This window comes from Auritidibacter sp. NML120636, assembly GCF_003185945.1.
Lineage (GTDB): Bacteria > Actinomycetota > Actinomycetes > Actinomycetales > Micrococcaceae > Auritidibacter > Auritidibacter ignavus.
Genome location: NZ_QHLO01000002.1, coordinates 53,006 through 74,200, shown reverse-complemented (window position 1 = coordinate 74,200; position 21,195 = coordinate 53,006). Strand labels below are relative to the sequence as shown.

Here is a 21,195-nt window from a genome sequence, read left to right as displayed (position 1 = left end):
CCGATGGGTTGAGGCTAGTTCATCCCATAGAACCGATGTTCGAACACCTGCCGAGCATGGCGGGTGATGCGCAAGTAGTCCTCTTCGAAAACACCCGCATTGCCCGACTCATACCCGCACCACTGGGCGACCGCTTCTAGGTCATCTCGGTTGGTGGGCAACGTGTCGGAGGCACGGGCCGACCAGATCATATTCGCCGAGCGGATCCTAGAGCACAGTCTCCAGGAGTTTTCCAAGGCTTGGGCCTCGTGGGCATCAAGGTGCCCGAGCTCGTGCAATGCCTCCAACGCTTCCACGGTGGAGGTGGTGCGCAATGACTCTGCTTGACCGGCGTAGCGCAACTGGAAGGTCTGCACCAGCCACTCCACATCCGACAGCGACCCACGCCCGAGCTTCACATGCCGGTTAGGATCAGCCCCGCGGGGTAGTCGCTCGGATTCCACCCGAGCTTTCATTCGACGGATCGCCCGTAACCGTTGCGGGGTCAGCTCGGTGTGATAGCGCACCGAGTCTGCCCAGTTCGTGAATTCATCCTGCAGAGCCTGTTCTCCAGCTAGCGTCCGGGCCCGCAACAGCGCCTGGATTTCCCAAATCTCAGCCCATTGCTGGTAGTAGTTCCGATAGGACTCCATCGAGCGCACCAAGGGACCCTGTTTACCTTCGGGGCGCAGGTCCGCGTCAATCATCAGTACCGGTTCCAACGGGATGGCCGGTTTCAGCGGCATCTTCAGGTAGTGGGTGAGTTTCTTGGCTTGGCTGACGGCCTGTTGGTGGGCCTCACGCTCGTCGGTGGCTGCCTCGGTGGGTTGGTGAACGAACATCACGTCCAAATCCGAGCCATAGCCGCATTCCTGTCCGCCTTGGCGCCCCATGGCCACCACCACCAGGTTCGCCAGTCGTTTCTCACCACTGTCGGCAAGTTCGCGTTCCACCAAATCTAGTCCGGCCATCGCGCTGGCTTGGTCGGCCCGGCATAGCGCGTGAGAGATCTCATCTTGGTCGATCAGTTCCAAGGCGTCAGCCATTGCGGTACGCAGAATTTCGCGTCGACGAATCAGCCGGATGTGGCGCATCGCTTCGTTGACTTCAGGGTGACGCGACAGCACCGAGCGCATCTCGGTCAGGATGGCGTCCAGGCTCAAGGGCACCAGGTCCTGGTCACGGTCTAGCCAGGCGGTGGCCTCCGGAGAGTGTTCCAGCAAGTCGCAGACATACCGGGAACTGGACAACACGGTGCAGAGTCGCTCGGCAGCATCGGAGGAGTCCCGCAACATACGCAGGTACCATCCTGAGCGACTGATCGATTCCGACAGACGCCGGAAACTCAGCAGACCACCATCGGGGTCCGGACCGGCAGCCAGCCAGCCCAACATGGCCGGTAGGAGCTGACGTTGCAACGCCGCCGAGCGAGACACGCCCTCGGTAAGGAACCCAATATGGCGGATCGCGCCCTTGGGGTCTCGGTACCCCAGGGCGACCAGCCGCTGTTGGGCAGCTTCAGAGGAGAGTCTGACCTGGTCGGCCGGCAGGGCCGCGGTGGCAGGAAGGAGCGGCCGGTAGAACAACCGCTCAAAGACCTCGGCGACGGCTCGAGCCGTCTTCTTCCAGCTGCTCAGCAACTCATCAGCGTTATGCGGATGTTCCTGCGCACCTGAGCCGACGGCCCGGGCTAGCACCCGGAGATGTTGTTCTTTTTCGGGTAGCAGGTGGGTGCGACGCATCTGGGCAAGTTGTAACCGGTGCTCCATCACGCGTAAGAACCGGTAGTAGTCCGTCATCGAGCGCGCGTCGGCCCGTCCCACGTATCCGCCGGCTTCCAAAGCCTGGATAGCTTCTTCGGTGGAGCGCACATGCAGGCTCGAATCCGTTTTTCCGTGCACCAGTTGCAACAGCTGGACCGGAAATTCAATGTCACGCAGTCCCCCACTGCCGAGCTTGATGTCACGGTGACGCTGTTTCGCCGGAATATTCTTTACCACCCGGCGTCGCATCGATTGGACCTGAGAGACGAAGCCTGGCCGGGTGGAGACCTGCCAGACCAGGGGGTAGATGGCGTTGAGATATTCCTCAGCCAAGCGGTGGTTACCGGCCAGTCGACGACACTTCAGCAAGGCCTGGAACTCCCAGGTATGGGCCCACCGGTTGTAGTACGTGCGGTGTGACGCTACCGTGCGCGACAGTTCTCCATCTTTGCCTTCGGGGCGCAGGTTGGCGTCGACCTCCCACAGCCCGGGCTCTGGGGCGGGAGACTGGATGGTGTGTGAAATCCCGGTGGCCAGTTCTCGGGCCACCGCGGTCATGGTTTCCTCCGACAAAGACTCCACATGCTCCGAGGCTGCCGGTCCGTGCACAAAAATCACGTCGACATCCGAAAGGTAGTTCAGCTCTCGGGCACCGCATTTGCCCATCCCCATCACGGTCAGGCTCGTGCCATCGATTTCTTCGCGACTAAACTTCGACTCAGCATCGAATCTCGCCACCGCCAGAGCGGCCTCCAGGGCCGCAGCAGCCAGGTCAGCCAACCACCGGGAAATAATCGGCTGGGCACCCATGGGATCGGGGGCATTGAGGTCTTGGACGGTAATGCTGAGAATTTGTCGCCGATACATAACCCGTAGCGCCACCGCCGCCTCTTTACCACCCTGGGTGGCCACCGGTTCTTCCTGCTGTGGATCAGCTCCCACAGCCTCCAGTAACAGGCAACGCAAAGCCTCGGGAGCATAGCGTGCTTCTCCGTGCGCGTCAGGCTCGTAGATCCCAGCAACTGCGGGTGCGCTGGCCACAGCGTCCTCGGACCCGGTGACGACGTCCAGGTGCTCAGGGTAGCGGATCAGAAATTCACCAAGGGCTTCCGAGGTGCCCAACAGCCGAATCAGCGAGCGGATCTGGTGTTGCTCAGCTTGGTTGAAGAGCTCTTGGACACTGGCTTCGGCCTCCACGAGTCGGATTAGCAGGATTAGCGCTTGGTCAGGATTGGCAGCCACCGAGATGACATCGAGCAACTGGTCTCGATCCAGCTCAGCGAGCTCGGGCGCTTGTAGCCGGCTTTCCGCTCGCGACAGGTCGGTGAACCCCGCTCCGGCCAGGGTGCGCCCGCGTGAGGACCGGGATCGTGAACCGGATGCGGAGGTGGGGGTACGTTTGGTCAAGGAGCTACACCGCCCCGAGGTAACGGGAGAGCTCGAACGGGGACACATTGACCCGGTATTGTTCCCATTCTTCGCGTTTATTGCGCAGAAAGGACTCAAAGACCTGTTCGCCGAGCACCTCGGCAACGAATTCAGATTCTTCCATCACCCCCAAGGCATCGTGGAGGGTGGATGGCAACGGTGAGTGCCCCAAGAGTCGGCGTTCGTGTGAGGTCAACTGTGAGATGTCCTCTTGGGCAGCCTCAGGTAGGTCATATTCTTCCTGAATACCCCTCAGACCGGCAGAGAGTAGCAACGCATAGGTCAGATAGGGGTTGGCCGCGGCATCAATACCGCGGTATTCCACCCGAGCGGATCCGGCCTTATCCGGCTTATATAAGGGAACACGGACCAGGGCGGAGCGGTTGTTGTGGCCCCAGGAGACATAAGGTGGTGCTTCTCCCCCGCCCCAGAGCCGTTTATAGGAGTTGACGAACTGGTGGGTTACCGCGGTGATCTCCGCGGAGTGTTTTAGCAGTCCGGCGATAAAACGACGGGCGGTGGTCGACAGCTGGTACTCGGCTCCGGGGGCATAGAAGGCGTTGACGTCCCCTTCGAATAACGAAAAGTGTGTGTGCATCGCTGAGCCGGGGTGTTCGCCAAAGGGCTTGGGCATGAAGGTCGCGTAGTAACCCTGCAAAGTGGCGACTTCTTTGACCACGGTGCGGAATGTCATGATGTTATCCGCGGTAGCCATCGCATCCATGGCACGTAGATCAATCTCGTTCTGGCCCGGGCCCCCTTCGTGGTGGGAGAACTCCACGGAAATTCCGACCTGCTCCAGCATGGACACCGCATGACGGCGGAAGTCTTGGGCGACCCCACCGGGCACGTGGTCAAAGTACCCGGCAGCATCCACCGGTTCGGGGTTGTGCATCATCCGCTTCGGGTCCGAGCGTTCTTCCAGATCTGCCTTGAGCAGATAAAACTCGATTTCCGGGTGCAGGTAGCACGTGAATCCCAAATCCGCGGCCTTGTCGATACTGCGTTGGAGCACGTAGCGGGGGTCAACGGCCGCCGGTTCCCCATCGGGCATCTTCACGTCGCAGAACATGCGTGAGGTTTGTTCATCTTCACCCCGCCAGGGCAAAACCTGGAAGGTCGAGGGATCCGGTTGTAAGAGCATGTCGGATTCGAAAATCCGGGTGAACCCATCGATCGAGGAGCCATCGAACCCCAGGCCCTCAGTGAAGGCGTACTCCACTTCAGCCGGGGCCAGAGCCACTGATTTCAGGGCACCGACCACATCGGTGAACCACAGTCGCACAAAGCGGACGTCTCGATCCTCAAGGGTGCGCAACACGAATTCTTGCTGCCGGTCCAATCGTTCCACGGTCGCTCTCCTGCATCAGCGTCGTGAGGTGGTGGGGCTCGCCGGTGACGAGCTACCTCGGCAAGTCTACGTCACCGCTTACTCGGTGTCGTCTAGTTCCACCGGGTCACTAGTGACCACGATCCCGTCGGCATCGGAGTAAACGTACTCTCCCGGAATGAACTCAATCCCACCGATCACCAGGTTAACATTCGTGACACCCAGTCCTTCTTTGCGGGATTTTTGGGAGTTGGTGCCCAAGGCTTTAACACCGATCGCCATCTCGGCGATCTCGGCCGAGTCGCGGATGGCGCCATGGACGATCACCCCGGCCCAGTTGTTGTCGATGGCCAGTTGAGCAATATTGTCTCCGAGCAACGCCCGGTTCAGGCTTCCGCCCCCATCGACAACAAGTACCCGCCCCTCTCCTGGCGTGGACAGCGTAGCCCGGACTTCGGTGTTGTCTTCGAAGCAACGCACCGTGGCGATCTGGCCGGCGAATTTCTGCACTCCGCCGAAGTTCCGTAGTTGAATCGGACAGCTCCGGACCGACTCTCCAAGGTGATCTGCAAGGTCTGTGGTGTTCAGTGGTGTTGTCATGCCTCGATCTTAGAACATCCTCTGTGATCTAGATCCCCTAGACTGTGAGCATGTCGAGTTCAGAGAATATCAGCTACGCCACCGAGAGCCCGAACCCGAAACGTGTTCGCACCCACCACCTCCAGCAGCTCAAAGACGCCGGCCACCGGTTTGCGATGCTCACGAGCTATGACGCCCTGACCGCCCGGATTTTCGACCAGGCCGGTATCGAGGTGTTGCTCGTTGGTGATTCCGTGGGGAACACGGTGCTCGGCTATGACACGACCATCCCGGTCACCTTAGATCAAATGGTGCTGTTCTCCCAGGCGGTCGCTCGTAGCGTCGGACGGTCCCTGGTGGTCGCGGATATGCCATTTGGTAGCTATGAGTCCTCGGTGCAGCAGGCCGTGGACAGCGGGGTTCGGCTGGTTAAAGAATCTCAGGTCGCGGCGGTCAAGCTCGAGGGTAGCGCCCGGTATGCCGAACACGTGGCTGCGATGACCTCAGCGGGCGTGGCGGTCATGGGCCATATCGGGTTCACACCGCAGTCAGAACATGTGCTCGGTGGGTTTCGGGTCCAAGGGCGTGGCCAGGACGCCACCCAACAGATGATCCAGGACGCACTAGCACTTCAAGAAGCTGGGGCGTTTACCGTGTTGATGGAAATGGTGCCCACTGAGGTGGCCGCCGCAGTCGACGAGGCCTTGCAGGTACCGACCATCGGGATTGGCGCCGGCAATGCCACCACCGGTCAGGTCTTAGTCTGGCAGGACGCTTTCGGACTTAATACGGGGCGTCTGCCTCGGTTCGTCAAGCAATACGCCACCCTTGCGGAACAGCTCTCCCAGGCGGCCAAGACCTATGCCGATGAGGTGCGCTCGGGGGCATTCCCGGACGAGGACTACTCCTTCGCCCGTTAGGTCCGTGATGGATCAGCGTGCAACGGGGAGCACGTAGCGCGGTCGAGCGCGCGCCAGCAGGCGGGGCGAGACGGCTAGTCCTCGGCTTCGTCCTCGGCCTCCCACCGCTCATTATTCTCCTGGACCTTCTCCAAGGCCCGACGAGCCTGTTCCGCCGTCTCGAAGGGGCCCAACAATTTGCGCCAGTTCGATTGGGGACCCTTTTCAACCTCGTGAGTCTCAACATTGAACCAGTACTGTGTCGCGCTGTCAGTCATGGCTCCATCCTCTCATATGGTCCCGAGCTGAGCGTCGGGGGCGAACTACCCCGCACATGCTATTCAGCGTTAGGATCAAGGTATGCCCAGCAATTCAGTGACACTTCATCCTGCCCCAGAACCCGGTACCGAGGGTTCCCATAATCTTCCGGTCGATGGTCCGGCACGGCCTGGGCCCGGCTCGCTGGCGCCGGTGGGACGACTCGCCCCGGGGTATGTTGCCCCACGCTTGCACGTACCCGCCGAAATTCCCCGGCCCGATTATGTCGGCAAAAAAGACCCGAATGAGGGTCAGCACGGCGATGTTTATGATGAGGTAGCTATCGAGAAAATCCGCGCTGCCGGACGGCTGGCCGCGGAGGCGATGAACGCGGTCGAAGCTGCGATTCAACCCGGTGTCACCACTGCCGAGTTGGACCGCATCGGCCACCAGTACATGATCGATCACGGGGCTTACCCCTCATGTTTGGACTACCGGGGTTTCCCAAAATCACTGTGTACCTCGCTGAACGAGGTCATCTGCCACGGGATCCCCGATGACACCGTGCTTGAAGACGGTGACATCATCAATATCGATATCACCGCCTACCTGGATGGTTACCACGGCGACCATAATAAGACCTTTACCGTCGGTGACACCGACGAGCAGTCCCGGTTGCTCATCCAGCGCACCCACGAAGCCATGATGCGCGGCATCAAGGCGGTCAAGCCCGGACGCGAAATCAACGTGATTGGTCGTGTGATTGAAAAATATGCCAACCGGTTTGGCTACGGTGTCGTCCGCGACTTTGTCGGCCACGGCGTGGGCCGGGAGTTCCACTCCGGGCTGATTGTGCCCCACTACGACACCGCCCCTGACCATAACACCGTGATGGTTCCGGGCATGGTGTTCACCATCGAACCGATGATCACACTGGGCGATATTTCCTGGGAGATGTGGGATGACGACTGGACGGTCACGACCAAGGACCGTCAACGCACCGCTCAGTTCGAGCACACACTCGTGGTACGCGAAGATGGCGCCGAAATTTTGACCCTAGCCGAGTAGACACGATCGGAAGACGAGTACAAGGGAACCGTGGTAGCGATGTCTGGTAACAACACCCCAACCTATATCGGCGTGGATATTGGCGGCACCGGGATGAAGGGTGGCATCGTCGCAATCTCAGCCTCCGGCCAGCAGGCCGGTGAACTCTCCGGTGAGCGGTTCCGGATTCCCACCCCGCAACCAGCGACTCCCCAGGCGGTCGCCCGCACCGTCGCTGAGATCATCGATGAACTTGACAGCCGTGAAATGGCCCCGGCCCGGGATCGCCCGGTGGGAATTTGTTTTCCGTCAGTGATTCACCACGGGCTGGCGCTGTCTGCCAACAACATCGACCCGTCCTGGATTGAGACGAATGCTCACGAGCTGTTCTCCGATCACCTGCACCGCGATGTGCGAGTCATCAACGACGCAGATGCTGCCGGGCTGGCTGAAGCCCGTTTCGGTGCTGCCCGCGGGGTGTCTGGTTCGGTGCTGGTGGTTACACTGGGCACCGGCATCGGTTCGGCCATGATCCATAACGGAGTGTTGGTGCCCAATTTCGAACTGGGTTCACTCGAGTTCCGGGGAAATATGGCCGAGCGCGATGCCTCTGCGTCGGCGCGGGAGCGTGCTGAGCTAAGTTTCCAGGAGTATGCCGAGCAACGGTTACAGCCCTATTTCTCCTACCTGGAACGACTATTTTCCCCGGAACTGTTCGTGATCGGCGGTGGCATATCGCAACGTGCCGAAGAGTTCCTGCCCTATGTGAAGCTCCGCGCACGAACTATCCCGGCACAGATGGTCAATAACGCTGGCATTATTGGCGCAGCGTTGTTCGCCTCGATCGCCGACACATCGATGTAGTCGAGGCCGGTTTCACACCGCAGTCTGCACCGCGACGACGCAGTGCCGCGGTCCATTGAGTTGAAAACCGGTGGGATCGCGGCTTCCCCTCCGCAATCCCACCGGAAAACTATTTTATCGAGTAAAGAGTTTCGCTTGTAGGGGTTCTACCGCGAAAGGATGCTCTCTCAGCTCGCTAATGGCTTTCTCGAAATCGTCCAAAGAATCAAAGTCCTGGTACACCGAGGCAAATCGCAGATACGCCACCTGGTCCAATCGGCGCAATGGTCCCAGAATGGCCAACCCGACTTCGTGGGCATCGACCTCCGAATTACCGGTCGATCGAATGGCCTCTTCAACCTCTTGCGCCAAGACAGCCAAGTCGTCTTTTGATACCGGGCGACCCTGGCAAGCTTTCGAGACACCGTTGATGACCTTATTGCGGTCAAAGGGCTCAGCGACTCCGGAACGTTTCACCACCATCAATGACGTGGTTTCTAACGTGGTGAAACGTTTACCACACGCTTGGCACTGCCGACGGCGACGAATTGCAGAGCCGTCGTCGAGGGAACGAGAATCGACCACCCGGGACTCCTCGTGTCGACAGAAAGGACAGTGCATCTTCGCTCCGATTTTCTCACCGTGTCACGGTATCGACGTTAGACATCCCCCACAATACTCCCACATATAGGCGTGTTTCAAATACACAGCTACTACATGTAGTAACCGAAGGGTTTGTGGCGCTTAGTCCAGACAGGAGGCTCCCAGCAGCACCTTGAGGTCACCAAATAGGGCTGGATTAGGTGACACGCGGAAATCTGGGCCAAGCTGCATCACGTCAATGCCGAGATTGCCCATCAGTTTCACCCGCACGTCGGTCGACCCGGAATGGTTCTTCAGGGTTTCGCCAAGCTCCCGCATCAGACTTTCGGTGGCCTTGAAATGCGGGATGCTGAGGTTCACCGGTCCCCCATGGCCTACACTGGCTTCCTGTGCGTCGATCAGCGTCATCTCTTGGGCCGAGAGCGAGACCGACCCGTCGTCACGTCGTTGGACTCTGCCTTTGACCGAGACGATGAGATCTTCGGCCAGTACGGTGGCAATCGGTGCATAGACCTGTCCGAAAAACATCACATCCATCGACCCGTTGAGATCTTCGACTTCGGTACGGGCATAGGCATTACCCGAGTTCTTCGCGATCCTGCGCTCCAGGGTGTTGATCAGGCCAGCAATGGTGACTTGGGCCCCGTCAGCAGGGCCATCTTCATCCAGGATCTGGGTGATGGTGTGGTCAGCGTATTGCGACAGCACCGATTCTAGGCCTTGCAACGGGTGATCCGAGACGTAGAGTCCCAGCATGCCACGTTCAAAGCTGAGCTTGGTCTTACGATCCCATTCCGGCACGTCCGGCACAGAGATACCCAGGCCCACGTCAGCGGCTGAGGTGTCGCTGTCGTCAAGCAGGGAGAAGAAGTCGAATTGGTTATTGGCCTCTTGCCGTTTCTGCACCACCGAGGCGTCTACGGCTTCTTCATGCACCGCCAACAACGCGCGCCGGGGGTGACGCATCGAATCGAAGCCCCCGGCTTTAATCAAGGATTCGATGGTGCGCTTATTGCACACCACCTGCGGGACCTTTTTAAAGAAGTCCTGGAAGCTGGTGAACTGACCTTGCTCTTCACGGGCGTTCACGATCCCGTGCACGACATTGTCGCCCACGTTGCGCACCGCCCCCAGGCCGAAACGAATATCGTTACCAACCGGTGTGAACTGCAAAGCTGATTCATTGACGTCGGGCGGAAGCACTGTGATACCCATGCGACGGCACTCGTTGAGATACATTGCCATCTTGTCTTTATCCGAGCCCACCGAGGTCAACAGGGCTGCCATGTATTCAGCCGGATAGTGAGCCTTCAGGTACGCGGTCCAATACGAGACGAGTCCGTAGGCAGCCGAGTGGGCCTTATTGAACGCGTAGTCAGAGAATGGAAGCAGAATGTCCCAGAGCGCAGTCACCGCCTCTTCCGAATAGCCACGGTCCAGCATGCCTTGGTGGAAGTCCACGTACTGTCGGTCCAGCTCGGCTTTCTTTTTCTTACCCATTGCGCGACGGAGAATATCCGCTTGACCCAGCGAGTAGCCGGCGACCTTCTGGGCGATGGCCATCACCTGCTCCTGGTAAACAATCAGACCGTAGGTGGTGTCCAAAATGTCTGCCAGTGGTTCTGCTAGCTCCGGGTGGATCGCGGTAATCTCTTGTTGGTTGTTCTTGCGCAACGCGTAGTTGATGTGCGAGTTGGCACCCATCGGGCCCGGGCGATATAGCGCGATGGTCGCGGAAATATCTTCGAAGTTATCCGGGCGCATCATCTTTAGTAGCTGGCGCATAGGGCCACCGTCGAGCTGGAAGACTCCGAGGGTTTCTCCACGCGCCAGCAACTCATAGGATTCGGTGTCGTCTAAGGTGAGAGCTTCCAGATCCAGTGGGGTTCCCTGGTTGGCCTCAATGTTGTCCAGGGCATCCGAGATGATGGTTAGGTTGCGCAAACCCAAGAAGTCCATTTTGATCAGCCCCAGGCCTTCACAGGTGGGGTAATCAAACTGGGTGATGACCTGGCCGTCTTGGAGTCGGCGCATAATGGGGACTACATCAATCACCGGCGCCGAGGACATGATCACCCCGGCGGCGTGCACACCCCACTGCCGCTTCAAACCTTCTAGGCCCTTCGCCGTTTCGAAGACATCTACCATCTCCGGGTCGGTCTGGAGCAATTCGCGGAACTCTGCAGCCTCGTTGTACCGAGGCGCCTCGGGGTTCTCAATGTCTTTGAGCGGAATGTCCTTAGCCATCACTGCCGGTGGGAGTGCTTTGGTGAGCTGCTCCCCCATCGAGAACGGTTTGCCCTTCACACGGGCAGAGTCTTTCAACGCCATCTTGGTCTTGATGGTGCCGTAGGTGACAATCATTGCCACCCGCTCGTCCCCGTATTTTTCGGTCACATAGTCAATAACCTCAGGACGACGGCGATCGTCGAAGTCGACGTCGAAGTCAGGCATCGAGACACGGTCCGGGTTCAAGAACCGCTCGAAGATCAGCCCGTGCTTGATGGGATCCAGCTCGGTAATCCGCATCGCGTAAGCGACCATCGAGCCTGCACCAGACCCACGGCCTGGGCCGACGCGGATGCCGTTATTCTTTGCCCAGTTGATGAAGTCTGCCACGACCAGGAAGTAACCGGGGAAACCCATGGAGATGATCACGTCAAGCTCATAGTCGGCTTGCTTCTGGGCGTAGTCGGGGACTCCATGGGGATAACGATTGCGCAGGCCTTTATTGACCTCTTTGATCAACCAGCTGGTCTCGTCTTCCCCCTCGGGCGTGGGGAAGGCCGGCATGTAGTTGGCATCGGTGTTGAAGCTGACATCGCACTGTTCGGCAATGAGCAAGGTGTTATCGCAGGCTTCGGGGAACTCTTTGAACAGAGTGCGCATTTCACGCGATGACTTCAAATAATACTCGTTGCCTGAAAAGGCGAAACGGGAACCGCCCTGATCGTAGGTGGGCTCATCCAGTCGGGACCCCGATTGCAAGGCTAAGAGGGCTTCATGGTGACCGGCGTCGTGTTCGTGGGTGTAATGCAGGTCGTTCGTAGCGACCATGGGTAGATTGAGTTTTTTGCCGATCTCAAGCAGATCGGTAAACACCCGGCGCTCAATATCGAGGCCGTGTTGCATGATTTCCAGGTAGAAATTCTCCTTACCGAAGATATCGCGGAATTCCGCAGCGGCCTCCAGCGCCTCTTGTTTCTGGCCCAGTCGCAATCGAGTCTGCACTTCCCCGGACGGGCACCCGGTGGTGGCAATAATGCCCTCCGAGTATTGGCTCAACAGATCTCGGTCGATGCGCGGCCATTTAGAGTAGACCGAATCCAGTGATGCGATCGAGGCAGCTTTGAATAAGTTGTGCATGCCGGTGTTGTTCTTCGACAACATGGTCATGTGCGTATAGGCGCCACCGCCCGAAACATCGTCACCACGCTGGCCCTGTTCGCCCCACCGCACCCTCGTTTTGTCGTGGCGGGACTGCTGGCCGGGGGCCAAATACGCTTCTAACCCGATAATGGGTTTGATGCCGGCGTTTTTGGCTTTGGACCAGAAGTCGAAGGCGCCGAAGAGATACCCGTGGTCGGTAATGGCCATGGATTCCATACCCAACCTGTTGGCCTCGGCGAATAACTCGTCCAGTTTCGCCGCTCCATCCAACATCGAGTACTCGGTGTGGGTGTGCAGGTGAACGAAACCTCGATCCTCAGAGGCAGTTGAGGTCATAGGAATTGATCATCTCCTCGACGACGGCCAGGGTCACCAGACCCCAGTCTAGTCCTTTCACACCTGCTGTGTGGCAGCTCCTCACTCGCTTCTGTACGGGGCGACTACCGATTGCGGAGCACCGAGAGAGCAAACTGCAAATCGTGAGGGTACAGGCTGGTGTAGGTGACCCATTCGCCGGTGGTGGGGTGTTGAAAACCCAGTTGGTGGGCATGCAACCACTGTCGGGTCAGCCCCAGGTTCGCGGCCAGCTTTGGATCAGCACCGTAGGTGAGGTCTCCGGCCAGCGGATGACGCATCGCGGAGAAATGGACACGGATTTGGTGGGTGCGACCGGTCTCCAACCCCACACGGATCAGCGTGGCAGTACCGAAGGATTCCAAGGTCTCGTAGTGCGTGACTGCATGTCGACCACCGTCCAGGACAGCAAACTTCCAGTCGTGTCCTGGGTCGCGACCGATCGGGGCGTCGATAGTGCCGTCGACGGGATCCGGTAGCCCCTGGACCAGAGCGTGATACGTTTTGGCCGGCACCCGGTCACGGAACTGGTCTTTCAGGTGGGTATAAGCGGTTTCACTGGTGGCCACCACCATCAGTCCACTGGTTCCCACGTCCAAGCGCTGCACGATGCCTTGTCGCTCAGCGGCCCCCGAGGTAGAGATCCGGTACCCGAGTCCGGCGAGGCCGCCGACCACGGTGGGGCCGACCCATCCCGGAGAGGGGTGTGCAGCCACGCCGACGGGTTTGTCGACGACCAGATAATCGGGATCTTCGGCGATAATCGTCAGGTCTTGCACAACCTCCACTTTAACCTCTAGCGGGTCGGGGTCTTGCGCGTCGGTGACCACCACTCTGGTACCCGGTGTAACCTTGGTGGATTTCAGTACCGGATCTCCGCTGTCAGCCTCGGTCACCAGGCCACGAGAGATCCAATCGGCTGCTTGAGAGCGCGAGACCCCTAACGCTCGCGAGAGCACCGCATCGGCGCGTCCGGATTCGGTCAGCTCAATCTGCTGCTCTGCGGGGCGCTCGGGATTAGTCTGAGACATTTTCTGGACTTTCCGCCCGGGCAGGCTCGACGGAAGCTTCGTCCTCGGCGGCATGATCGTTCATAGGTAGCCCCGTAAAGATCAGGATTACGACCGCGATCATCGAACACACAATCAGTGAGTCGGCAATGTTGAAGATCGCAAAATTGGGCAACGAGATGAAGTCAACGACGTGCCCGACGCCGAAGCCCGGTTCACGAAAGAGCCGGTCGGTGAGGTTGCCGGCAATGCCGGCGGCCAGACACCCCAGCGTGATCAACCACGGAAGGGTTCGGGCCCGGCTGATGATCAGATACATAACGACCCCCAGAGCAAGGGTTTGGATGATCGTGAAGATCCAGGTGTAGTCAGTACCGATGGAAAAAGCTGCCCCGGGGTTGCGGATAAAGTACCAGTGCAATAAGGGCGGAATGACCGGGATGGATTGTCCTTCGGACATATTTTCCACCACGACGTATTTGGTGATTTGATCGATCAGATAGCCGATGACAAGAGGGATCATGGCCATCCACCAGGGAAAAGTGCGGCGGCGTGATTGGGCATCGCTCACGGTGGTGCTCCAAGGTCGGGCGGGTTTCATCTCCAGGCTACGTACCAGCTGGTCGCAGTCCTTGACACAATTCAGCCGACCACGCTGAAAAGAACGTGGTCGGCTGAGTCGATAGTGGTATCGAGACGGTCACCCGCGCTGATTACTCAGCAATACGAGACTGGGAGTCCAGGTCCTGCAACTGACCTTCGATGAAGGCACGAAGCCGGGAGCGGTAGTCGCGCTCGAAGCCACGTAGTTCTTCCACTTCGCGTTCCAGAACCGACTTCTTCTGTTCGAACTCGTTGAGGGTCTTGCGCGACTGTTCCTGTGCGTCGCTGACCAGCTTGTCAGCTTCTGCCTGCGCGTCGGAGATGATGCGGTCGCGGGTCTGCTGACCTTCGGCAACGTATTCATCGTGCAGACGCTGAGCCATCGCCAGGACGCCGGCGGCGGAGTTCGCATCGGCGTTGGTCTGGACGTTGGCTTGTTGCGGGACAGCGCCGGTACCGTACTGGTCATTGTTGGCGAAACCAGCGGCACTCTGCGGGCCGGCAACGGGTGCGGCCTGCTCGGTCGCGGGTGTTTCGCTTTGTCCTGAAGCCTCAGCTTGAGGCTGGTGGTCTTCAGGTGCCTCGGGCTGGGTGGCGGGCTCTTCAGCCGGGGTCTCAGCGGACTGACCATCAGCAGAAACGGGGGCAGGTACGGCAGCCTGGGAACTCTCGGAGCCGGCTCCACCCTGGAGCTCGGAGACCTGACGACGTAGTTCGTCGTTCTCTTGGTTCAGCCGACGTAACTCGACGACGATCTCGTCGAGGAAATCATCTACCTCGTCCTGGTCATAGCCTTCACGGAACTTTGTGGTCTGGAACCGTTTGTTGACTACATCTTCCGGCGTGAGAGCCATGTGGTCTCCTCAATAAGTGTCGTGTCCTACCCAGCTGGGTAAAACCTAGGGTTAGGTGCTATCGGTGATCTTCACAGACCACTATTGGTCACAATGTCATCCCTGGTAACTAGATTACCACCAGCAACACCGTATCAGAGATCAAGCTGACATTGCTTCGAATGATGATATTGATTTTTTACCAGATATTGCGCGGACATCTCAACCTTTTAGTGCTGTGGGAAACAATCGACCACTGGGATTTATCTGCACGAGAAGCTGGTTACAGTTGAGGAACTTTGTGGCACGAAGTGTCAAAAACTTTACTGCAAAGGAACAAGAGCCCGCAGAAGAATAACCACAATGAATACCACGAGGAAGGCCACGTCAAGGCCGATTCCGCCCAGATTCAGCGGTGGGATCTTGGAACGTAACCAACGGATCGGTGGGTCAGTAACGGTATAGACCGCGCTAGCCAAGATGAGTGAAATCCCCCGAGGTCGCCACTGTCTGGCAAAGGACTGCACCACGTCATAAACGACTCGAACGAGCAGGCTGTACCAGTACAGCGTCAACACGAGGTGCAAGAGCGCGAAGACGATATTCACTCTCAGAGTTCCTTCTGCAACGTTGTACGGGAGACTTTAATTCTACCGGACTCGGCTGAACCTGGTGGAAAGCTCACCCGAGTCCGGCCAAAACGCAAGCTGTAGTGGCCTGATCTTAAGCCTGGTTGAAGAAGGAGACTTCTTCTTCGTTGGTCTGTGAGCCTTCGGTGATGACTTCTACGGTGTTGGGGGTCAGCAGGAAGACCTTATTGGTCACTCGCTCGATGGAGCCGTAAAGACCGAACACCAGCCCCGCCGAGAAGTCGACCAAGCGCTTGGCTTCAGCCTCGGACATGTCGGTGACGTTCATGATGACAGGAACGCCGGACCGGAACGATTCACCGATCAGTTTGGCGTCGTTATAGGAACGTGGGTGAATGGTGTTAAGCTGGTGCACTTCCGAGGCTTCCTCTCTGGTCTGAGTGGCACGCTTGATCGGGGTCACCGGTGCACGGTACCCGTTGTCGTCTCCGTCCTCGGAGCTATTGTCTGGGGAAGGCACGGCGCGTACCGGGCTGAACTCCCGCCGAAGAGTCGGCATCTGGTTGACCGGCTCAGCGACCTTTGCCTGCTGTTCGTCTGCCTCGGCCTGATTCTTCGACCGCGACGTGCCACGGTCCTGGGAACGTGACTCAGAGCGCGATGCCGTGGCCTCAGCCTTTTGTTGTTGCTCTTGCTCGTAGTGTTCGTCACCGTCGGCAAGACCCAAATAGATCATTGCCTTCTTCATTCCACCAACCATAAGTTCCTCAATCTTTCAGCTAGCGTGGACTCTATAGCTCACATTAATTCACGGGGCTAAAAATCTCGGGACCAACGGCGGTGTTTTGCCGCGTGTCACTGACTAATTCTGGTTGTCGTTGACAGGTTAGTCGGCAAAGACCATGCCTGCGCACCGCCCCACGGGGTGGCCTCCCCGGTGTGAAAAAACGCGCGAGTCTTCCAATGTGCAAATTTGGGTGCGGTGAACGGTCACGCCCAGGTCTTCCATGAGCTGCTGGCCGGCGGCAGGCAGGTCCAGCGCAGGGGTCTGCCAGCTGGTGGTGGAATACATTACCGGCATCACCGCCGAGGCTTCCGAGCGCATCTGTTCTGGCACTTCATAACATCTCCCACAGATGGATGGGCCGATCCACGCGGTGATCTCGGCCTCTGGCTCGTGTTCGCGCAAGGTGGCGATAGTGTTTTGCAAAACTCCGCTGAGCAAACCGACGCGCCCGGCGTGGGCTACCGCGGTGGCTTTCCCGGAGGTCGTGAATACCACAGGCATGCAGTCTGCGACCAGAATGGCCAACGGTGTGGCGCCGGTAGCCGAGATACTTGCATCGGCGACCACGGAATCGGTGGTCTGAGACCAGCCCGGGAGTGAATCGGCCTCAACCACGGTGGCCGAGTGTACCTGGTGCAGGAACACGGTGGTTCCTTCAGCAATCCCGGCCTGCTTTTCAACAGCACGCCGGTGAGCATAAATCTCGTCGATGCTCTCCCCTGGTTCGCGGGCCAGCAACCCGAGGTTTCCCATGTTGGCATGAGAGAAACCTACCGTGTGTCCACTGGGGCTACGGTAGGTTTCTACAAAGGCAGACCCAGTCACGAATAGTTCCGTCCGCTACGGCTTGAGGCAATACCAGAGCCTGTATGAGGCGCTGGGTGTATGGCAGAGTTTATTTCAGGAAGTCCGGAACGTCGAGGTCGTCGCGGCGATCTTCTTGGTTCTCCACCACAGTGGGGACATCTTCTGATTCCTCGTTTGTGGCATTGCCGTCTTCGTCCAGGGATTCTGGGACAGCCGGATCTGCGTCATCGGCGACCGGAGCCAACGGAGTCGCCGTCGGCACGGAACCGGTCTGTTGCTGGCCAGGAACCGACTCGCTCCGTGTATGACCAGCGGAGTTGCTGGGCAGGCTCGGTGACTGGGTAGCGCTCTGCTGCTGGTCATCGTCGTTGTCATCGAACCCGGCAGCAATAACGGTGACCCGCACTTCATCGCCAAGATTATCGGAGATGACCGCACCGAAGATGATGTTGGCTTCGGGGTGAGCCACTTCTTGCACCATGCGTGCTGCTTCGTTGATTTCGAACAATCCAAGGTCGGAACCGCCCTGGACTGAGAGCAACACGCCGTGGGCGCCGTCGATCGAGGCTTCCAGCAAAGGAGAGGCGATGGCGGCTTCAGTGGCTTTCACAGCGCGTTCTTCGCCTTGGGCGGCACCAATACCCATCAACGCCGAGCCGGCGCCCTGCATCACCGATTTCACGTCGGCGAAGTCGAGGTTGATCAAACCGGCGGTGGTGATCAGATCGGTGATGCCCTGGACACCGGAGAGTAGCACCTGGTCGGCCAGTTCAAAAGCTTCCATGACCGAGATGGAGGGGTCAGATACGGTCAGTAACCGGTCGTTGGGGATCACGATCAGCGTGTCGACTTCATCGCGTAGTGCCTCAATGCCGTTCTCTGCGCTGGTCGCGCGACGGCGACCTTCGAAAGTAAACGGGCGGGTGACAACACCGATGGTGAGTGCTCCCAGCGACCGGGCCACGCGGGCCACCACCGGAGCGGCCCCGGTACCGGTTCCGCCACCTTCACCGGCGGTCACAAACACCATGTCAGCACCTTGGAGGGCTTCTTCGATCTCTTGGACGTGATCCTCAGCAGCCTGTGCTCCGACCTCAGGGTTGGCACCGGCTCCCAGTCCACGGGTCAGTTCCCGACCCACGTCGAGCTTCACATCAGCCGAAGACATCAACAGAGCCTGTGCATCGGTGTTGACCGCAATGAATTCAACGCCGCGCAGTCCAACTTCGATCATGCGGTTGACGGCGTTCACGCCGCCTCCGCCGACGCCGACGACCTTAATGACGGCTAGATAATTCTGAGGTGATGCCACGATGTGATTCCCTTATCTGATGTCGGGTATGTCAGGCCGGCCACGGCTCGGGATCATCCCGAGTCCATTAAGCCTAAAAGTTCTACCCATGACGTTAGAGTGCCACGGCGGTCACGGCAATGACCGCCGTCGCGTGTCGTGTCGATATTTTCAGCGAATTATCGCGTCACCGGGTGGTCAGGTGCAGAGACGTCGTATTCGGAGATCTGGGCAGATTCCTCGTCAGGTAACGCCAACAACGCTTGTACCACACGTCCTTTCTTTTCGGCGTCTTGGGCATTACCCCACACCACGGTTTTGTCATTGGCCAGGGTGAGCTCAATCGAATCGATGGACTCTCCGGAGGCCTGAGTGACCTCCTGTCGCAGATCGTCGGGCAAGGAACCCAAGACTTCGGTGATGGTATTGAACAGCACCGGATCTTCGACGTCTTCGGCTGAGGACACGACCGGTAAGGTCTGGTCCTGTGCTTGGGCTGCGGTGATCGTTGCGATCTCTTCGGCTGCGTCGTTGAACACGGCGTATCCATCGCCCTTGGGGGCCATGGCTACCGGGGTGAATTCGTGCACTTCGACGAACAGGGTGTCTGGTGGTTCTGCGCGAGTGCTGACCGAGGCCACCGCTGGTGAAAAGGAGAGTAGCTCCATCACTTCGTCGTCGCCAACTTGCGGCAAGGGGCGCTCTTTGAGCGGTCCTAATAGTTCGGTAGCGCGCTGTTCGCTGAGTATCGAGGTTCCGGAGATCTCAATATTCTTGATCGCCAAAATGGGCGAATAGAACAGCACGGCAATGGCAACCAGAGCGAGTACGAGGACCCCGGCCAAAGAGATCCCCATTAGTTTCAGTCGTTTTTTCGTCAGCTGTGTGGCAGTGGGGGGAAGTTCCACCACGGTCTGATCAGCCAAGGTGCGGTCAGTTTTCTCGGTCTCGTCTTTGGTAGGACGGGAGAATCTGAGCCGAGGTTTTTTCGCTGGTTTATCCCGTTGTTCATCCCGTTGCGCAACCGGCCCTCCTGCCGGTTTTGCCGTCGGTGTTAGCTTCTGCTGGGTCGGGTCGCGTTCAGCACTGAAACTCCGCGACGTTGTCGTGGACTCAGACTCTTCGGTCTGTTCGGTATCCCGCAGATGCTCAGGCAGGGGCTTCGAGGCGCTCAGCGAGTCGTCTTCCGAGCGCTGAGCCAGCCCCGGGTATTTCTGTACTACGTCCGCGTCAGTGCTGGTGGCGGTGCGTGCGTTGGTGTCGTGAGTCTTGTTGTTCATACCGGACTGTCCGTGCTCACTGTTGTGGTGACTGTGCCCTGGCGGCCAGCTGGTCGAGGATCGTCTGGGTGGAGGCGTTAATATCTCCGGCTCCAAGCGTCAGGACCAGATCCCCGGGCTGAGCGCGGTCCACGATGGTCTCGATGGCCTCGGCAGGTGTGATGGCAACCTGGCCAGCGGCGGGAAAACCGGACCGTAGCGTCTCGGACAGCTCCTTGGTGATCAGCGAGGCGTCCACTCCGGGGATCGGTTCTTCTCGGGCGGGATAGATTTCCAAAACCCGCACGCTATCAGCTGTAGACAGTGCATTGGCAAACTCGGCGGCAAAATCCCGGGTACGAGAAAACAGGTGCGGTTGGAAAATGGCATGAACCTTTCCGCAACCGCTCAAGGTCTGGGCGGCATGGATTGCTGCCCAGACCTCAGTGGGGTGATGCGCGTAGTCATCGTAGACCTTCACCCCGGCGACTTCGCCGTGGAACTCAAAACGACGAGCCGAGCCGTGGAAGCGACGAAGACCGCGAGTACTCTCATCAGGTGAGATGCCGATCAGGTGTCCGGCTAAGACCACCGCCGCGGCGTTGAGTGCATTGTGGGTGCCCGGCTGGGCCAATGCGACACTGAGTTCCCCGGCATCGGCCAGTCGACCGGCGAAACGGTAGCTCACCCGTTGTCCGCTACCTGCTGGTTCAGAGTCGCACATCTCGAGATCCACCGGGTGGTCGCCACGACCATGTCCATAGAAATACACCTCGGGCACCGACGGGTTGTCAGCGCGAGTAGCCCTCAGCTGGTCTGCCAGGTGTCGGCAGCCGGGGTCATCTGCACACAGGATGAGCGCCCCGTCAGAGCTGACCAGGTGAGAGAAGTCTTCAAAGACCTGGTGGACGGCTTCTTCGGTGCCGTAGAAGTCGAGGTGATCGGCCTCGATGTTGGTGATGATAGCCATATCGGGACGGTAATTGAGTAGGGTTCCATCGGATTCATCGGCTTCGGCTACGAACCACTCGCCGGCTCCAGAATGGGCATTCGGGCCCAGCCCAGCCACCGCTGCTCCCACCGCGTAGGTGGGGTCCAGTCCGGCTTCGGTCAACACGGTGGCAGCCATTGACGACGTGGTGGTTTTACCGTGGGTTCCGGCCACGGTCAGGACCTTGTGGCCCTGCATGGCCATGGCTAAACCTTCCGAGCGGTGTAGCACCGGAATCCCGGCTGCCTCAGCGGCTTGGCGTTCGGGGTTTTCGGCGGTGGCTACCGAGGAGGCAATAACTAGCTCGATGGGTCCCAGTTCAGAGTCATGGTGAGCAGCGGCGAAGTTCTCGGCCCGGTAGCCTATGAAGACTCGGGCACCTTGCTCCGCCAATTCGTCAATCACGGGCAGGTGTTTGGCATCGCTACCGGAGACTTTATAACCCTGGGAGAGCATGATCCGGGCAATGCCGGAGACGCCCACTCCGCCCAGTCCGAGGAAGTGCACGTGTGTCACGGTATCGAAACGGTGGTCGGTCATCACGGGGCTCC

At 58.9% G+C, this 21,195-nt stretch carries 18 protein-coding genes; 3 read left to right on the top strand and 15 right to left on the bottom strand.

The annotated features are described in order from the left end of the window. Positions 1–14: 14 nt before the first annotated feature. The 3 genes from DCC25_RS02180 to rraA all read right to left on the bottom strand — a co-directional run bounded on the left by DCC25_RS02180 (position 15) and on the right by rraA (position 5,100). Positions 15–3,197 (bottom strand): bifunctional [glutamine synthetase] adenylyltransferase/[glutamine synthetase]-adenylyl-L-tyrosine phosphorylase, encoded by a 3,183-nt coding sequence (locus DCC25_RS02180; RefSeq protein WP_110100453.1) that lies wholly within the window; start codon positions 3,195–3,197, stop codon positions 15–17. Then, positions 3,154–4,512 carry a type I glutamate--ammonia ligase gene (glnA, locus tag DCC25_RS02175; protein ID WP_110100592.1) on the bottom strand — a complete coding sequence of 453 codons (1,359 nt, stop codon included), beginning with the start codon at positions 4,510–4,512 and terminating at the stop codon, positions 3,154–3,156. Before glnA ends, DCC25_RS02180 begins: the two co-directional genes overlap by 44 nt. An 87-nt stretch (positions 4,513–4,599) precedes the next feature. Further along, positions 4,600–5,100 (bottom strand): ribonuclease E activity regulator RraA, encoded by a 501-nt coding sequence (gene rraA, locus DCC25_RS02170; RefSeq protein WP_110099339.1) that lies wholly within the window; start codon positions 5,098–5,100, stop codon positions 4,600–4,602. Positions 5,101–5,150: 50 nt separating this feature from the next. Between rraA and panB the strand changes: the two genes are divergently transcribed. Further along, positions 5,151–5,999 (top strand): 3-methyl-2-oxobutanoate hydroxymethyltransferase, encoded by an 849-nt coding sequence (gene panB, locus DCC25_RS02165; RefSeq protein WP_110100452.1) that lies wholly within the window; start codon positions 5,151–5,153, stop codon positions 5,997–5,999. Positions 6,000–6,073: 74 nt separating this feature from the next. Here the strand turns inward: panB and DCC25_RS02160 are convergent, their stop codons facing one another. After that, the gene (locus DCC25_RS02160; protein ID WP_110100451.1) at positions 6,074–6,256 is read right to left on the bottom strand and encodes an SPOR domain-containing protein; all 183 of its coding nucleotides are present in this window, start codon (positions 6,254–6,256) and stop codon (positions 6,074–6,076) included. A gap of 82 nt (positions 6,257–6,338) precedes the next feature. Between DCC25_RS02160 and map the strand changes: the two genes are divergently transcribed. Together map and ppgK are read left to right on the top strand one after the other, a co-directional pair. Next, complete coding sequence (gene map / locus DCC25_RS02155; RefSeq protein ID WP_110099336.1) at positions 6,339–7,304, top strand: type I methionyl aminopeptidase; 966 nt, start codon at positions 6,339–6,341, stop codon at positions 7,302–7,304. A 39-nt stretch (positions 7,305–7,343) separates the two neighbouring features. Then, positions 7,344–8,147 (top strand): polyphosphate--glucose phosphotransferase, encoded by an 804-nt coding sequence (gene ppgK / locus DCC25_RS02150; protein WP_110100450.1) that lies wholly within the window; start codon positions 7,344–7,346, stop codon positions 8,145–8,147. Positions 8,148–8,261: 114 nt separating this feature from the next. Here ppgK and nrdR read toward each other — a convergent pair whose 3' ends face one another. The 11 genes from nrdR to murC all read right to left on the bottom strand — a co-directional run bounded on the left by nrdR (position 8,262) and on the right by murC (position 21,184). Then, a complete protein-coding gene (gene nrdR / locus DCC25_RS02145) occupies positions 8,262–8,747 on the bottom strand; it encodes a transcriptional regulator NrdR (protein WP_110099334.1) in 486 nt (161 codons plus the stop codon). Between the two features lie 123 nt (positions 8,748–8,870). Next, positions 8,871–12,455: a DNA polymerase III subunit alpha gene (gene dnaE, locus DCC25_RS02140; RefSeq protein ID WP_110100449.1), complete on the bottom strand. Its 3,585-nt coding sequence runs from the start codon at positions 12,453–12,455 to the stop codon at positions 8,871–8,873. Positions 12,456–12,559: 104 nt separating this feature from the next. Beyond that, a complete protein-coding gene (locus tag DCC25_RS02135; protein WP_110100448.1) occupies positions 12,560–13,504 on the bottom strand; it encodes an RluA family pseudouridine synthase in 945 nt (314 codons plus the stop codon). Then, the gene (gene lspA, locus DCC25_RS02130; RefSeq protein WP_233242901.1) at positions 13,491–14,054 is read right to left on the bottom strand and encodes a signal peptidase II; all 564 of its coding nucleotides are present in this window, start codon (positions 14,052–14,054) and stop codon (positions 13,491–13,493) included. Before lspA ends, DCC25_RS02135 begins: the two co-directional genes overlap by 14 nt. A gap of 142 nt (positions 14,055–14,196) precedes the next feature. Next, positions 14,197–14,940 carry a DivIVA domain-containing protein gene (locus DCC25_RS02125; protein ID WP_110100447.1) on the bottom strand — a complete coding sequence of 248 codons (744 nt, stop codon included), beginning with the start codon at positions 14,938–14,940 and terminating at the stop codon, positions 14,197–14,199. Positions 14,941–15,242: 302 nt separating this feature from the next. Next, complete coding sequence (locus tag DCC25_RS02120) at positions 15,243–15,527, bottom strand: YggT family protein (RefSeq protein WP_110099330.1); 285 nt, start codon at positions 15,525–15,527, stop codon at positions 15,243–15,245. A gap of 115 nt (positions 15,528–15,642) precedes the next feature. Continuing rightward, positions 15,643–16,269 (bottom strand): cell division protein SepF, encoded by a 627-nt coding sequence (locus DCC25_RS02115; RefSeq protein WP_110099329.1) that lies wholly within the window; start codon positions 16,267–16,269, stop codon positions 15,643–15,645. A 126-nt stretch (positions 16,270–16,395) separates the two neighbouring features. Next, positions 16,396–17,121 carry a polyphenol oxidase family protein gene (locus DCC25_RS02110; RefSeq protein ID WP_146206397.1) on the bottom strand — a complete coding sequence of 242 codons (726 nt, stop codon included), beginning with the start codon at positions 17,119–17,121 and terminating at the stop codon, positions 16,396–16,398. A gap of 70 nt (positions 17,122–17,191) precedes the next feature. Beyond that, positions 17,192–18,415, bottom strand: coding sequence for a cell division protein FtsZ (gene ftsZ / locus DCC25_RS02105; protein WP_110099327.1), 1,224 nt, complete (start codon positions 18,413–18,415; stop codon positions 17,192–17,194). 158 nt (positions 18,416–18,573) lie between these two features. Next, positions 18,574–19,674 (bottom strand): cell division protein FtsQ/DivIB, encoded by a 1,101-nt coding sequence (locus DCC25_RS02100; RefSeq protein ID WP_110100445.1) that lies wholly within the window; start codon positions 19,672–19,674, stop codon positions 18,574–18,576. Between the two features lie 16 nt (positions 19,675–19,690). After that, positions 19,691–21,184, bottom strand: a complete 1,494-nt coding sequence (gene murC / locus DCC25_RS02095; RefSeq protein WP_110100444.1) for a UDP-N-acetylmuramate--L-alanine ligase — start codon at positions 21,182–21,184, stop codon at positions 19,691–19,693. Positions 21,185–21,195 lie beyond the last annotated feature (11 nt).